Origin of the sequence: Paenibacillus sp. LHD-38, assembly GCF_031157315.1 — a bacterium.
Classification (GTDB): domain Bacteria; phylum Bacillota; class Bacilli; order Paenibacillales; family Paenibacillaceae; genus Pristimantibacillus.
The window spans coordinates 1-13,759 of sequence record NZ_JAVIFU010000054.1 but is presented as its reverse complement, the minus strand read 5'-3'; the positions used below and the strand labels follow the sequence as shown (position 1 = coordinate 13,759).

Annotated in this window: 13 protein-coding genes; 4 read left to right on the top strand and 9 right to left on the bottom strand. The window is 49.3% G+C overall.

What is annotated here, in order from left to right; all coding sequences use genetic code 11:
- Positions 1–106: 106 nt before the first annotated feature.
- From RCO25_RS29075 to RCO25_RS29065, 3 genes are read right to left on the bottom strand one after another with little or no spacing between them, the layout of a single operon-like run.
- Positions 107–1,696 (bottom strand): UDP-glucose--hexose-1-phosphate uridylyltransferase, encoded by a 1,590-nt coding sequence (locus RCO25_RS29075; RefSeq protein WP_308999573.1) that lies wholly within the window; start codon positions 1,694–1,696, stop codon positions 107–109.
- 33 nt (positions 1,697–1,729) lie between these two features.
- Complete coding sequence (gene galE, locus RCO25_RS29070; RefSeq protein ID WP_308999572.1) at positions 1,730–2,716, bottom strand: UDP-glucose 4-epimerase GalE; 987 nt, start codon at positions 2,714–2,716, stop codon at positions 1,730–1,732.
- A gap of 45 nt (positions 2,717–2,761) precedes the next feature.
- Positions 2,762–3,934, bottom strand: coding sequence for a galactokinase (locus tag RCO25_RS29065; protein ID WP_308999571.1), 1,173 nt, complete (start codon positions 3,932–3,934; stop codon positions 2,762–2,764).
- A gap of 203 nt (positions 3,935–4,137) precedes the next feature.
- Between RCO25_RS29065 and RCO25_RS29060 the strand changes: the two genes are divergently transcribed.
- Together RCO25_RS29060 and RCO25_RS29055 are read left to right on the top strand one after the other, a co-directional pair.
- Positions 4,138–5,007 (top strand): AraC family transcriptional regulator, encoded by an 870-nt coding sequence (locus RCO25_RS29060; RefSeq protein ID WP_308999570.1) that lies wholly within the window; start codon positions 4,138–4,140, stop codon positions 5,005–5,007.
- A 91-nt stretch (positions 5,008–5,098) separates the two neighbouring features.
- Positions 5,099–6,328, top strand: coding sequence for an NAD(P)/FAD-dependent oxidoreductase (locus RCO25_RS29055; RefSeq protein WP_308999569.1), 1,230 nt, complete (start codon positions 5,099–5,101; stop codon positions 6,326–6,328).
- Between the two features lie 116 nt (positions 6,329–6,444).
- On the opposite strand, the gene RCO25_RS29050 is transcribed toward RCO25_RS29055, so the two are convergent.
- A complete protein-coding gene (locus tag RCO25_RS29050; protein ID WP_308999568.1) occupies positions 6,445–6,999 on the bottom strand; it encodes a general stress protein in 555 nt (184 codons plus the stop codon).
- 221 nt (positions 7,000–7,220) lie between these two features.
- On the opposite strand from RCO25_RS29050, the gene RCO25_RS29045 reads away from it, so the two are divergent.
- The gene (locus RCO25_RS29045; RefSeq protein WP_308999567.1) at positions 7,221–8,414 is read left to right on the top strand and encodes a magnesium transporter CorA family protein; all 1,194 of its coding nucleotides are present in this window, start codon (positions 7,221–7,223) and stop codon (positions 8,412–8,414) included.
- Positions 8,415–8,521: 107 nt separating this feature from the next.
- On the opposite strand, the gene RCO25_RS29040 is transcribed toward RCO25_RS29045, so the two are convergent.
- The gene (locus RCO25_RS29040; protein ID WP_308999566.1) at positions 8,522–9,490 is read right to left on the bottom strand and encodes a Gfo/Idh/MocA family protein; all 969 of its coding nucleotides are present in this window, start codon (positions 9,488–9,490) and stop codon (positions 8,522–8,524) included.
- A gap of 160 nt (positions 9,491–9,650) precedes the next feature.
- On the opposite strand from RCO25_RS29040, the gene RCO25_RS29035 reads away from it, so the two are divergent.
- Positions 9,651–10,475, top strand: coding sequence for a lipase family protein (locus RCO25_RS29035; protein WP_308999565.1), 825 nt, complete (start codon positions 9,651–9,653; stop codon positions 10,473–10,475).
- A gap of 129 nt (positions 10,476–10,604) precedes the next feature.
- Here RCO25_RS29035 and trhA read toward each other — a convergent pair whose 3' ends face one another.
- The 4 genes from trhA to RCO25_RS29015 form a co-directional block, all read right to left on the bottom strand.
- Positions 10,605–11,252 carry a PAQR family membrane homeostasis protein TrhA gene (gene trhA, locus RCO25_RS29030; RefSeq protein WP_308999564.1) on the bottom strand — a complete coding sequence of 216 codons (648 nt, stop codon included), beginning with the start codon at positions 11,250–11,252 and terminating at the stop codon, positions 10,605–10,607.
- A 73-nt stretch (positions 11,253–11,325) separates the two neighbouring features.
- A complete protein-coding gene (locus RCO25_RS29025) occupies positions 11,326–12,021 on the bottom strand; it encodes a lipase family protein (RefSeq protein WP_308999563.1) in 696 nt (231 codons plus the stop codon).
- A 301-nt stretch (positions 12,022–12,322) separates the two neighbouring features.
- On the bottom strand, positions 12,323–12,526 hold the full coding sequence (locus RCO25_RS29020; protein WP_183562303.1) for a hypothetical protein: 204 nt from the start codon (positions 12,524–12,526) through the stop codon (positions 12,323–12,325).
- A 31-nt stretch (positions 12,527–12,557) separates the two neighbouring features.
- On the bottom strand, positions 12,558–13,475 hold the full coding sequence (locus RCO25_RS29015) for a TRM11 family SAM-dependent methyltransferase (RefSeq protein WP_308999562.1): 918 nt from the start codon (positions 13,473–13,475) through the stop codon (positions 12,558–12,560).
- Between the last annotated feature and the right edge of the window lie 284 nt (positions 13,476–13,759).

The window sequence follows — 13,759 nt, the reverse complement described above, 5'->3', positions numbered from 1 at the left end:
TAATTTCACATTCCATGTTTATTAAGCGTTTTGGCTCATTCTTATAAAATAATAAAAACCTCCATTCCGCCGCTGATCATCTAGCGCAAATGAAGGTTCTTTTATACTATGCTCTCTGAAGCCGTATTGTCGTCAAGAACCGCTCGAATGCTGCAGCGCCGTCTGCTGTACGCTTGTACACCCCTGCGTCCTTCAGCACCTCCAAGAACTTGCCGCCTGTTTCAGACTCTACGATTGTTTTGGCTTGCTCCGCTGTATTAGCCGTGCCAAAGCGCTCGATAAGCGACAAGAGCCAGTCCGCATGCTTATGAAGCGGACGCGTATCAGCCTGAAGTTCAGCGGAAGTAGCTACTGCCTCGCCTGTCAAATACGCTGCGATTTGCTCAAGCTCATCCTTCAAGCGCCCTGGCAGCACCGCAAGCCCCATAACTTCGATTAACCCGATGTTTTCTTTCTTAACATGATGCAAGTGCTGATGCGGATGGAAAATGCCATCCGGATGTTCTTCGCTTGTACGGTTGTTGCGCAGCACCAAATCGACCTCATATTCGCCGTTATCACGCAGCCTTGCAATAGGCGTGATGGTGTTGTGAGGCGTTAGCTTACCGTCCGCTTCTTTGGTGAAAGCAAGCACATCTGCCGCAGCATCGCTATAAGCCCGCCACTCGTCCAGCAGTCGGCATGCCGCGCTGTGTACGTCTGCCTTTGACGTGCCATTGACCCGGACGACAGACATCGGCCAATTCACGATACCAAAGCGAACGCCTGGAAGCTTCGGATCAACAAATAAGACATCAGTGGAGGCAGCCTCCATCGGAAACACGTGACGGCCGCCTTGGAAATGGTCATGGCTTAGAATCGAGCCGCCAACGATCGGCAAATCGGCGTTAGAGCCGATAAAATAATGCGGGAATTGCTCAACAAAATCGAGCAGCCTTGCAAAGGACGAGTGGGATATAACCATCGGCTCGTGCACGCCTTTGAAAATAATGCTGTGCTCGTTGTAGTACACATAAGGAGAATATTGAAAATACCACTGCTCCTCTTGCAGCGTCAGCGGCAATACACGCAGGTTTTGACGCGCAGGATGATCCGGACGTCCCGCGTATCCTACGTTTTCGACGCATAACAAGCATTTCGGATATTTCGCCTGCGGCATCGTTTTGAGCAAGGCAATTTCCTTCGGATCTTTCTCCGGCTTCGAAAGGTTAATCGTGATTTCGAGTTTGCCGAACTCCGTCTCATGGAGCCAGTACAAATTTTTGCGTATGCGGTCCATTCGAATATAATTCGAGTCGATGCTCAGATTGTAGAAGGCATCTGTGGCTGCTTTTAGCCCCTCTTCCTTAGTTAAACGCTGAAATGCAGCGCTCGCTTCGGATGGACGCGGCAATAAATAACCCATGATGCGGGCATCAAGCAGGTCGCGGTATGTTGTAATGTTGTCTGGGATCAATCCGATTGCATAACCGTAATCGAGCAGCTGCTCCAGCAGCGGAACCGCGCTCTCCAGATGCTCCTCGGTTACATTCCCCTCGAAAGCTTCCGTAAAGCCAAACAAATCAAGCAGCTCATTTCTGGCTGCATGCGTATCCAGCTGATCGGCCAGCAGCTTACGCTGCACAGCGAACTGCAGCAATCTTTCGATTAGAATCAGCGCGTCGTTAGCTGATATCTCTAGTTGTTCTTTTGCCAATGGATGTAGCCCCTTTCGGTTAAGCGGGTAACCTTAGTCGTTGTAACCGTTTGGATTCGCTTCATGCCAGCTCCAAGCGCTTCTTATAATGTCCTCGAGTTTATCGCGTTTCGGATTCCAGCCCAGCTCCTTGCGGGCACGATCAGACGAAGCGACAAGCGTAGCCGGGTCGCCTGCGCGGCGAGCCTCAAATACGGCAGGAATTTCTTTTCCGGTTACGGCTCTGGCAATATCGATGACTTGTTTGACCGAGAAGCCCGTTCCGTTACCCAGGTTGTAAACAGCACTGTCCGCGCCGCTGCGAAGGCGGTCCACAGCCAGCACATGCGCGTCAGCCAAGTCGCTTACATGGATATAGTCGCGGATGCAAGTGCCGTCCGGTGTATCGTAATCTTCCCCGAAGACGGAAATATGCGGACGCTGACCAAGCGCTGCTTGGAGCACGATTGGAATCAAATGCGTTTCCGGGCTGTGGTCCTCGCCGATTTTGCCGCTTTCATGCGCGCCGGCTGCATTGAAGTAGCGAAGGGAAACGAACTTGATGTTATGTGCAACATCGAACCATTTCATCATTTTTTCCATTGCCAGCTTCGTTTCGCCATAAGCATTGGTCGGAAGCGTACGGTCAAACTCATCGATTGGCACGTTTTCCGGCTCGCCGTAAGTTGCGGCAGTGGACGAAAATACGATTTTGCGAACATTATACTCGTTCATCTTCTCAAGCAGGCATAGCGTACCGAATACGTTGTTGTGATAATATTTCCCAGGGTCCTTCATGCTCTCGCCCACAAGCGAGTTTGCTGCGAAATGAATGACTGCATCGATCTCATTTTCTTTAAAAACCGTATCCATGAAAGCTGCATCGCGAAGGTCTCCCACGTAAAGCTTCCCTCCAAGCAATGCACTGCGATGTCCTTGCTGCAGGTTGTCGACGATAACGATTTCTTCTCCGCGCTCCTGTAAAGCCGCTACGGCATGCGAGCCAATATAACCTGCTCCGCCTGTCACTAAAACTGCCATCTTTCATTTCCCCTCTCCATATGGTTGCTGTTGAAATAAAGTGATTTATACGAGACGTTCTACGCCGTTACCAATGGTGCAAACGTAGAAGTCAGCCGTTAAGCCTGTCGCTTCGTTGTATTTGCGGCCTACCTCTTCTTGGAACGCTTCTACGCTGTCTTCATGCACGAGCGAAACCGTGCATCCGCCAAAGCCCGCGCCCGTCATACGGGAGCCAAGCACGCCCGGCACTTGACGAGCCGCCGCAACCATCGCATCCAGTTCTGCGCCTGTTACTTCATACAGATCGCGCAATGAATCATGGGAACCGTTCATCAAATGGCCGAATTGAGCCAGGTCATTTGCTTTCAGAGCTTTGATCGATTGCAGAACGCGGTCGATTTCTTCCACGACATGCTGAGCGCGTTTTTGTACGGTCTCATCCTTAATCAAATGTTTAGCTGAATTGAACTGCTCAAGGCTGATTTGTCCGAGCAGCGTAAGCTCGGGGAACGCTTCTTGCAAATCCTGAACCGCTTGCTCACATTGTGCACGACGCTCGTTATATGCGGAATCAACAAGACCGCGGCGTTTATTCGTATTTCCGATGACAAGCTTATATTTGCCTGCGTCAAAAGGAATAAGATCATACTCGAGCGTATCGCACATCAAGAGAATCGCATGGTCCTTTTTGCCGTTTGCTACTGCAAATTGATCCATGATGCCGCATTGCACGCCGTTAAATTCATTTTCGGATTTTTGCGAAAGCAAAGCGATTTTCACTTTGTCTGTCTCTAGGCCTTCCAGCGTTTGAAGCGCGTACGCCGTTACAACTTCAATGGAAGCAGAGGAGGAAAGTCCAGCTCCGTTCGGAATCTCGCCATGGTATAGCAAGTCGTAGCCGCTAGTGAATTGCACGCCGCTTTGTTGAAGCTCATATACGATTCCTTTTGGATAGTTCATCCAGTCGTCAGCCTCATCATAAACAATCGCATCCAGCGAGAAGCTTTTCGAGGAAGGGAAGTTCGTTGTCGCAAGTCCAAGCTGGTTGTCTGGACGCTTGCGGATAAGCAGAGTCGTACCGAAGGTTAGTGCAGCCGGGAAAACATAACCTCCGTTATAATCTGTATGCTCCCCGATCAGGTTTACACGGCCCGGAGCATGGAATACGGCAATGTCGCCCGCTTCTCCGCCGTATTGCTGTATGAATTGCTGTGTTAGCGCGTCAATGTTTGCCATTTGCTATCACGTTCCTTTTTATCAATTTAGTTTGTTTTGATTTCAACTTCAGTATAAGGGAACCCGCTGTAAAACGAAATGGCGGCAAGTGCTTTTTATATGGATTAATGTGACTTCTCTGTTGGTCAGAGGACATGCTATGATAGTGAAAACTATGCAATTGTTCGCATTATCATTTCAATATAAAGCAGGTGTAATGTAAAATGCAGCAGGATATGTATAAGGTGGCCTCCAATCCGGTCATTGACGGCAGCGAGAAAGCGCGGCTGAATGTGCTGTTTGCCGGCGAGAGCCAAACCAAACCCCTCCACCGGCTTGGCCCAAAGGTGTATGATTTTTATTTAATGCATACCGTGCTCGAGGGCAAGGGGCTTTTTATTTGCGACGGCAATAGGCATGAGCTCCGTGCCGGCCACACTTTCCTGATTGAGCCGGAGCAGCTGATCAGCTACGAATCGGACAACGACCTGCCTTGGCGGTACCGCTGGGTCGCTTTTAATGGAACGCAAGCGGCCGAGCTCGTTTCCGCATCCGGCTTTACTGCCGGGCAGCAGGTTGTGTTTACTCCGGATAAACGGCGCACCAGTGCCTTGTTTCGTCAAATATTCGAGACCTTCAGGCGCGGCGGTATCGCGGCGGATATGAAGGCGGCCGGCTATTTGCACTTGCTGCTGGCCGAATACAAAACATTATTGCATTCACAAAGCGGAAGCTCGCCGCGCACCGCGCAGGCAGAGGGCGACCATCTGTTCCGGCAGGTTGTCCATTACTTGTCCACGCAGTATGCCCATCCGGTTTCTATTGCGCAAATGGCGGAATCACTTGGTTATAACCGGGCCTATTTGTCGCGCTTGTTCAAGCAGCGGACCAGCGTATCCCCTGTAACATTCCTCCTTCAACTGCGAATCGACAAAGCGCGGCAGATGCTGCGCGAACGTCCCGAGCTTACGATTGAACAGATCTCCGCCTCTGTCGGACTGCAGGACGCGCTTTATTTCTCGAAGCAATTCCGCCGTTTTCACGGACAATCGCCAACGGCATATCGCGAAGCGATGCGGAACCTTGAGGAATAATTTTACCATTTAACCTGCATGCATTAGTATCGGCCTTCCGTCGCTTCATATTCCTAAAAGCGGGTAATACTATCTAAGGGAGTGATGACCAATGAAGGAGCTATATACCGGCAACTTATATTGGCCGGATACATTAGACAGTACAAGGGAATATGCACCACTGCGGGAGAACAAAAAAACACAAGTTGCCATCATCGGCGGCGGTATGTCGGGGAGTATTTGCGCATCCACTTTTATTAACAGCGGCCTATCCGTGTTGATGGCAGAACGGGGACAAGTGTCAGGCGGCAGCACTTCCGCAAATGTCGGTCTGCTGCATTTTTCAAACGATATCATGTTATGCGACTTAATCGACCAAATCGGAGAGCGTGACGCTCAAAGTTTTTATAGGGCATGCAGGGATGCTGTCCATTTGATTGAAAAAGCGGCCGAATCTCTATCCGAGGATGTCGGCTTTAGAAGAAGAAGCAGCCTCTTTTTCGCATCGACCGAACAAGACTTGCCGAAGCTAAAAAAAGAGTACGAGGCACTGAAAACATGTGGACTTGATGTTGAATACTGGTCCCCTGATGAAATCGAGAAACATTTCCCATTCCGGAAGCCTGGTGCGATCATTACACATGGCGATGCAGAGGTAAATCCCTATCAATTTGTAAACGGAGTCGCTAACGCCGCAGCCGATGCCGGGCTTGAGATATTTGAGCAAACTGATATTGTGGCGCATGATACACTGCCAAGCGGTATTCACCGCCTTCGCACTGCGGATGGTTATGAGATAGAAGCCGAACATGTGGTTTACGCGGTCGGCTACGAGCCTGAGGAGCTTCGCGGCAAGCTAATCAAAGCAGAGATGAGCCGCTCCTTCGCGCTCGTAACCGGTATCCAGTGTAATCTTCAAAGCTGGCACGAGCGTTTTTTAGTGTGGGAAACCGCTCGCCCCTATTTATACATGCGTACGACACTCGATGGACGCGTAGTCCTTGGCGGCTTGGATGAGCATATCGAGCAGCCTCTCCACAGTGAAAAGCAAAGGCAAGAACGAAGCGAGAAGCTGCATGAACAGCTAAAAACGCTATTTCCCGAGCTTCAGGCGCCAATTGAATTTGAATGGAGCGCTACTTTTGGGGAATCATGTGACAATCTACCCTTTATCGGTGCCGATCCTGCTTGGAAGAACGTCTATTACTGTTTAGGCTACGGGGGCAACGGAACCGTATACAGTATGATTGCTGCCCATATTGTACGCGATCTGATTTTTGGCGATAAACATCCTTTAATCGATATCGTTAAGCTAGACCGTAAATCCCTGACTAATGTCTAGAGACAGCCTGCATGCATGTAGACGTGCTTGGATAAATAAGAAGAAGCCTCATCTAGCCGCAAGAAACAACTTGCGTAATAAATGAGACTTCTTTTTTGCATCCTTAACAATGACTCTTATGCACCGGATGCAATTATTGAGGCGTTACATTCACGAAAAACGGCCTCTGCCGCGCCGAGGCGCGACAAATCAGGTCCGCCTTCCTTATCAAACAACGACTTGCTCTCATCGGTTTCAACGATGACGATTAAAGAACCGCTTTGCAGCGCTTTGCTGCACACTTGCGCTTCGTCATCGTCAAGTCCGAGCGCATGCAAACTGCTGCTGTGCTCATCCTCATTAAACAATATGGCAGCCGCAAAAGGATTGCCTCCCACGGCATAAGGCGCCGCTCCATAACCCGTTATCCCGTAAACGGCATTTGTGCCGACGCCGGCATAACCGGTAGCAGCGGCCATTCCAAAGCTGCCTGATCCATCATGATCTGACGTAGATTCAAGCTCTCTGAGCTCGTCAACATGGACATCGCTCTCCGCTTCTATGCGCCTGGAATGCTCGGAATCCTTGGCAAGCACTTTTAGCTCGCCCTGGACGAAGCCAGCCTGCTCGAGTTGTTCTATCGCCGTAATTGCTTGCTGTTCGGTTTCAAAAATACCAATTTTTCTAGCCATCGACTTTACCTCCTGGATACAAACAGAAATACATATGCTGTTCATGCTTCAAGCTAATCTTGGTATGCCCTGTTTTTGACGGAATAAGTCGCATTTTGTAGAATGGCAGCTTGAATTTATGATGGTTTTGCCTAATCTGACGATTAGGTTGTGCATCAATGCAGTTCACGGTATGATGAAGGAATAGATATTGGAAATTCGGACAAGCAGGAGGCAAAGCGATGATCCATCGGATGCTTCGCTATCCCGCAGGATGGGAATGGCATGTACTGCAGCAAGCAAGGCAGCAACCCCCAAGAAATGAACCCTTGCCAAGCAGAAAAGATGCACAAAAACATACAAATGCTTCACGCGAAGAGCAAAGAGCCGTTAAAGCCATTACGAGAAAAGAGCAGGATGCTGCTGAGCAGCACACGGATGAGCTAAAGCATCTTTTTCCGGAATGCGCTTCTTGGATTGATGAATGTTCCGGCAGACGGACAAACATGATTTCGGTAGGTGATGCTTCTCATTCGAAGAAGCTGCTCTTCGGCACACTCATGTTTCAAATAACCGATGATCAAGCAGATGTTCAGCCCTTTCATTTTTGGCTGACCGAGGACCGCTTGCTGACGATGCATGAGGATATGCGCCTTCCGCTTAGGCTGCAATCCGCTCAGCATACTTCAAAGCTCGACAGCTGCGCGACCGCCCCTGAAGCGTTTTTCATTATGCTTAGCATCGTTTTGGATACCTTTCATGCCGGCTTGGACGGCTTTGAGACGCGGCTTGGCGAACTGGAAACGACGATGCGCCAAGAGAACCGCACCGGTCTTATCGATATTATCTTCGAGAGACGGTATGAATTGCTGCATTGGAGCCATCTCTTTATCCCCATCCGAGAGGTGCACAGCGCCGCAAAAGAAGCTTTCATGAATGATCTTACCGATGTTGACAGCTTTCAGCGAATCACCCATAAACTTGAGCGAATCGATGCTCTGCTCAAGCATTACGCGCTTGAGATTGATACCCTTATCTCCATGGACGATGCCATCTCTAACTTCCGCGGCAATGATATCATGAAGACGCTCACGATATTTACCGTCCTATTCCTGCCCGCTACGATCATAGGCAGCATATGGGGGGTCAACTTCGAAATTCTGCCGTTCAAGGACTATAAATGGAGTTTCGCGGCCATGATAGCGGTCATTAGCATAATCACTCTCTTCATGTATATTTGGCTGTGGAAGAAAGGCTGGACTGGCGATTTACTGAATGGGCGTACGCCAAATGAAATCATTGCACCAGATGGCTCCTCTGCAAGGGGAAAGCGCTCAGATCGGATGAAGGCAAGCCGTTCAGAACGAACGTCTACCGCAGCAGCTTCTACACCGCCGCCGCAAGCAAAAACCCGTTCAGGCCGAAAAAAAAACTAATCCGATTCTTTACATGCCGTAAACCATTTCATCAGCATGCAAACAAAAAAACCGTCCATGCAGGTTAATAACCTGTAAAGATGGTTTTTCTTCGTTTAAATCGTTGCCTACAGCTTGACTGGTTGTCCTGAACGCGCAGATAAGTTTGCCGCAATTGTAACTCGATGCGTAAGCACCGCATCCGCATAGCTCGAACGGATACGCGACGTATCTCCCGTTCTCACCGCGTGCAGAAAAGCATCGTTTTCCAGCTCATAGGGATTGGTTCGGTTGACATATTCCGTTTTGCGTCCCGCTTCCATATCAATCAATCCGCCATGCCCCAGCTCCAGCACGCCTTTATTCGTATAAATATGCAATCCGGCACGATCGCCCGCCGGAATGGCACAAGTATTGCTAATCGTCGCCACTGCGCCCCCTGCTAGTTTTAAGGTTACCGTACCCACATCAGGAACGGTTATGCCTTCCTCGACAATGCTCATGTAACGGTCGCCGTACGCCGCATAAACCTCTGTTACTTCACCAACGGTATAACGAAGCAAATCCACGATATGGGTGGTCTGCTCAACGAACTGTCCGCCCGATCCTTCCATCTTGCGCCACCAGCTTACCCCTGGCATGGAGCCCATCCAGTAACCAAGCGCCATTAAAGCTGTACGCTCGCGCAGAAGCTCTCTTGCACGGTCGGTTCCCTCCATGTAACGGAAATGATAGCCGACTGATGTGATAAGCTGCTTCTCCTCTATGCCCTTCAAAATGGCAGTCGGCAGCTGCTCATCTACTCCGATCGGTTTTTCCACCAGGAAAGGAATGCTTCTCTCAAGCAAGGCTGACTCGATTTCACCATGCGCGAACGGCGGTACACATACATACACAGCATCAAGCTTGCGGTCATCAAGCATATGATGAATCGAATCATAACCCCGGGCGCCCTCAAAACGCTGCGCTGCCGCATCTGCTTTCTGTTGATTCGTCGCAACGAAAGCCGCGACATTCACACCGTCCAGCTTGGCCAGCTTCTCTGCATGCATCATGCCAAACCAGCCTGTACCCACAATACCTATTTGAAGTGTCATGAATGAATCCCCTTTCAGAATCGGTTTCTTCCCCGATTATACTTGGATTGCCATCATAAAGTCCATTTATATCCACTTTATATCCACCGGTACCCATTAGCCCAGTTCATCATACAATACTACATCGGTACAGCCGGAGCCGTATGAGCGGAGGGATGATATGGGAGCAAAGGGAGCAAACTCGAGAAACACACAAGCACCACAGGAGCTGGATCTGCGAACAGCTCTGTTTTTGGCAGCCGTTTGCGGGCAAACCTATATGCAGTACAACAACAAGGACGGTTTGTTCCTTGTACCGCGGGGCTACAGCCTAGTCGGCGAATTTACTGCAAAAGCCTATGATAACAGCGCGGAGAGATTTGGTTTTGTGCTGACTTCGGAGAGAGCCTCCGTGCTTGCTTTTCGCGGCAGCGGTTCCGCAGTGGATTGGGTATCCGATTTCATCGCTCAGCAGACCGCATACCGCCCCGTCAAAAACGCGGGCCTCACCCATAAGGGGTTTACCGACATTTATATGTCCGCCCGCATCGGCATACTCGATATACTAAAAGAGCTTTCTTCCGATAAACCATTGTTCATTACGGGGCACAGCCTTGGCGGATCGCTAGCAACGCTGGCGGCCATTGATCTGGCAAACAATTCTGCTTTTACGTCCCCCATTGTATATACATTTGGGACCCCCAGGATTGGCGATCCAAAGTTTGTGACGACCTATAACGCAACAATCGCAACTCACTGGCGCTTTCAAAATGAATTTGATATCGTACCGCATTTGCCAACGCTCGTTTACCAATCCCCGAAAACCAAACAAACGTATTACTACATGCATGTAAAAGGCGAAGTTAAGCGCTCGTTCCGGATGGGCTCCGTCGCGGGCAATCACATTTTATCAAGCTACTTTGCCGATCTAGCAAACGAGGATCCCTCTTTTGCTTTGTCCATTTGCGCAGATCCTCCCGGATGGTGCCCTGCGATTGATCTCTAAATGCATGCCTCGAAAAAAAAATAGTGAAGTAAATCTCTACCTCCATGAAACTGGATTCATGGTGAATGAGATTTGCCTCACTATTTTTGGATACGTAATTATTTTTGCTATGCTGTTTACGCGGATTCCTTATTTTGCCGGCAGCACGTAAAGCAAAATAGCAAAGAAGTGGACAATCGATCCGCCCAGTACAAACAAATGCCATACCGCATGGTGATAAGGAAAACCGCGCCACACATAAAACACCGTACCGAATGTATATAACAAACCGCCGGTAACGAGCAGCTGTATGCCGCCTGGTGCCAAATGCTCGATCAACGGCTTCCAGGCAAAAACGATAATCCATCCCATAGCAATATAAATGATCGTTGACGTGAAGAGAAAACGCGATGCAAAAAACGCTTTAAATATAACTCCGACGAGAGCGGCTCCCCATACTATGCCAAACAATGCCCAGCCGAGCGTCCCTTTTACGATGTGGAACAAAATCGGTGTATACGTACCCGCGATAAACACATAGATAAACGAGTGATCCAGCGATTCGAATACCCGCTTCGCCTTTCCCTCCGGGAAGCTGTGAACGAGTGTAGAAGCTGCATACAGCAGCAGCATTGCCGTTCCATATATCGTAAAGCTAACCACATGAAGACCCGTCCCCTTCGATGCTGCGAATACAATCAACAGCACAAGCGCGGCTACGCTAAGACCAGCTCCGATACCATGGGTGACAGCGTTAGCTATTTCTTCTTTTCTGGAGTACGTATGGGTATTTGCCACTGGCTCACCTCCTAAGTCGTAAGCATGAACCCTTATTCCTTCGGGCCGCATACTTTCTTCTTAGTGTATAGGATCATACCCATCCTTTCAACCAGCCGCGCACACGGTCAACCGTTTTATCCAAATTACAGATGGCCTCTTGGTCGGCATAGTCCTGCGTATGGCGAAAATAATCGGCATGTCCTCCTACCGTAGGGATACCCTCAACATAACCAGGCGCATACTTCATGCGGTTCCATCTTGGCATCGTAAAGCGATCTCTGCTCCAGCCGCCCCAGGTGCCGATCCGGCTAATTGGATCATTTGGATTACCCAATCTGTCGATTGAATGAAAATAACTGACGCGGTCCTGAAGCTTAGGCTCAATTGGGGTTCTTGGCGAGCCGACCTGCACGATGCGGAAATCCTCGATCTTTTCTTGTTCATACAGCATTTTCGCTGCTTGATAGGCAGCCGCTCCGCCGCCGCTGTGCCCAATCAGGAGAATGCGTTCATTGGTCAATGTCTCTTTAATCTTCCCAAGCGCATGCTGCCCGCCGATTCTTCCTGCCGTTAAACGATTAGATAAATCGCTTTTTACCTCAAGCACCTGCCGGACCAAACTGCGGCTGGCGTCGCCATAGGGGAAAATGACATGAATGTCGGGCTCCACGCCGTCAGATTGAAACAGCTTTTCAAGCTTTATTTTGCATTCGGTAAAAATACTGTTGGATGTTGCGATACCGGCAAGCAAATAGATATTCATTCGTGATGGTTTGGTCGCCGTCATAACGATTCCCTCCAAAATAAACATTAACTTGTGTCGCTCAATCTTATGATTTTCAACCCGTAACTTTATATTCATTATGTGGGTTTACCGCAAATTTCATTCTTGCATATTTATGATATTTACAAGCGTAAACGGCTGCAGCCGTCCTTTGGCGGCAATAGCTCGTTTCGCGGAGATATATAAGCACGTTTATAAGTGATAACTTATAAATTCTTATATATTTAAAAAGAAGAGCGCCAGGCTGTTGTTAGCCGGCGCTCTTCTTTGATTATTGCTGCATCTAACTAACCGACTTTAACAGCTATACACCCATTTTTTTACGCTGATTGTTTACCTTCTTCGTGTTTTGGCTCTTCAGTGCCTGCGTCCCGGTAGAAAGATGCGTTTGGCCTGGAGCTCCTCCAGCTTTCGATTGCTTCTTCTGAGCGAGCAGCTGCTTCGCTTTCTCTGCTTGAGTCAGCTTCTTCGGCTGCTCTGCAGATTCATTTTGTTCGATTGTAGACATAGGTTCACCTCACTTCATGCACTACATATTCTTATTCTACTACACTTATATATCTGGTAAAAGAGGCTTTGCTCAGGGTTGTGTTATTTGTTATCCGCCAACCTGCCTGCCGCAGCTGCCGGTCGATCGGTTCCGTCGTCACGATAACCGCTCGCTTTGCCCATTTTTTTATGCTTTCCAGCATAACAAGCTGCTCGTTCTCCGGCAAAACAGAACATAGATTGTATGGCATATCTACAATTGCCGCATCGTACATCCCCTCAAGGAGCCGCATATCGCCGAGCTTCACCTGATTAGGATAACCAAAATGAGCGAGATTGACCCTCGCTCCCTTAACGGCAAGCGGATTAATATCCACCCCCTGAATACGAATCCCCATCGACAATGCTTCAATGAGGACAGTGCCCATTCCGCAGCAGGGATCGATGAGCTGCAGCTCCTCCGGAGAGCGCCCCGCTGCAAGGTTAACGATCGCCCTCGCTGCTCTAGTCGGAAGCGCCGTCGAATAATTTTGCGGCTTGTTCTGATGCTTGAGCCAAGCCGCGCTGTTCTCCTCAAGCAATCCGAAAAACCAGCTGCCCTGATGCTTCGTTAAACCAAAGAGCCGTTCTGCTTTGCGCATGTCTGCTTTACCCCGGATGACCGCTCCGGCAGCCCTCTCGAGCTGCCTCTGTTCATCGTAGGCGAACGCCTCATCCCCTTGCGTGAACAACACCTTGAACGTTCGGTTACTTAGATCAATTGACGGCAGTTGAAGGATGAGCTCCTCTAAGCTATCCGCTTGATGCGTAACCTCAATCCGCCGTTTGATGAACGGACTGCGGTGGACGGATATGGCATACGGACTGCGAATCACTCCCCTGGCTGCCGCCTGGCCGAACAAGGTTTGCAGCTCAAGCCCGCACAAGGCAGCCTCATCCTCATGACATGCGTACGTATAAATAAACATAAATGCCCTCGCTATCCAAGCGTAAACGGCTGACGCCATCTTGGTGGCAAAAGCTCGTTTCGCGATGAAATATAAGCATAGTATAACGTTAAAATTTATACTTTCTTATATTTCAAGCGTAAACGGCTGAAGCCGCCCTTGCGGCAAAAGCTCGTTTCGCGGTGAAATATAAGCATAGTATAACGTTAAAATTTATACTTTCTTATATTTCAAGCGTAAACGGCTGAAGCCGCCCTTGCGGCAAAAGCTCGTTTCGCGGTGAAATATAAGCATAGTATAACGTT

What these genes read in the sequence shown, in the direction of transcription:
- RCO25_RS29020 (WP_183562303.1), bottom strand. Translation starts at nt 12,526, where the DNA reads ATGTCTACAATCGAACAAAATGAATCTGCAGAGCAGCCGAAGAAGCTG.
- galE (WP_308999572.1), bottom strand. Translation starts at nt 2,716, where the DNA reads ATGGCAGTTTTAGTGACAGGCGGAGCAGGTTATATTGGCTCGCATGCC.
- RCO25_RS29035 (WP_308999565.1), top strand. Translation starts at nt 9,651, where the DNA reads ATGGGAGCAAAGGGAGCAAACTCGAGAAACACACAAGCACCACAGGAG.
- RCO25_RS29045 (WP_308999567.1), top strand. Translation starts at nt 7,221, where the DNA reads ATGATCCATCGGATGCTTCGCTATCCCGCAGGATGGGAATGGCATGTA.
- RCO25_RS29055 (WP_308999569.1), top strand. Translation starts at nt 5,099, where the DNA reads ATGAAGGAGCTATATACCGGCAACTTATATTGGCCGGATACATTAGAC.
- RCO25_RS29015 (WP_308999562.1), bottom strand. Translation starts at nt 13,475, where the DNA reads ATGTTTATTTATACGTACGCATGTCATGAGGATGAGGCTGCCTTGTGC.
- RCO25_RS29040 (WP_308999566.1), bottom strand. Translation starts at nt 9,490, where the DNA reads ATGACACTTCAAATAGGTATTGTGGGTACAGGCTGGTTTGGCATGATG.
- RCO25_RS29060 (WP_308999570.1), top strand. Translation starts at nt 4,138, where the DNA reads ATGCAGCAGGATATGTATAAGGTGGCCTCCAATCCGGTCATTGACGGC.
- RCO25_RS29025 (WP_308999563.1), bottom strand. Translation starts at nt 12,021, where the DNA reads ATGACGGCGACCAAACCATCACGAATGAATATCTATTTGCTTGCCGGT.
- RCO25_RS29050 (WP_308999568.1), bottom strand. Translation starts at nt 6,999, where the DNA reads ATGGCTAGAAAAATTGGTATTTTTGAAACCGAACAGCAAGCAATTACG.
- RCO25_RS29065 (WP_308999571.1), bottom strand. Translation starts at nt 3,934, where the DNA reads ATGGCAAACATTGACGCGCTAACACAGCAATTCATACAGCAATACGGC.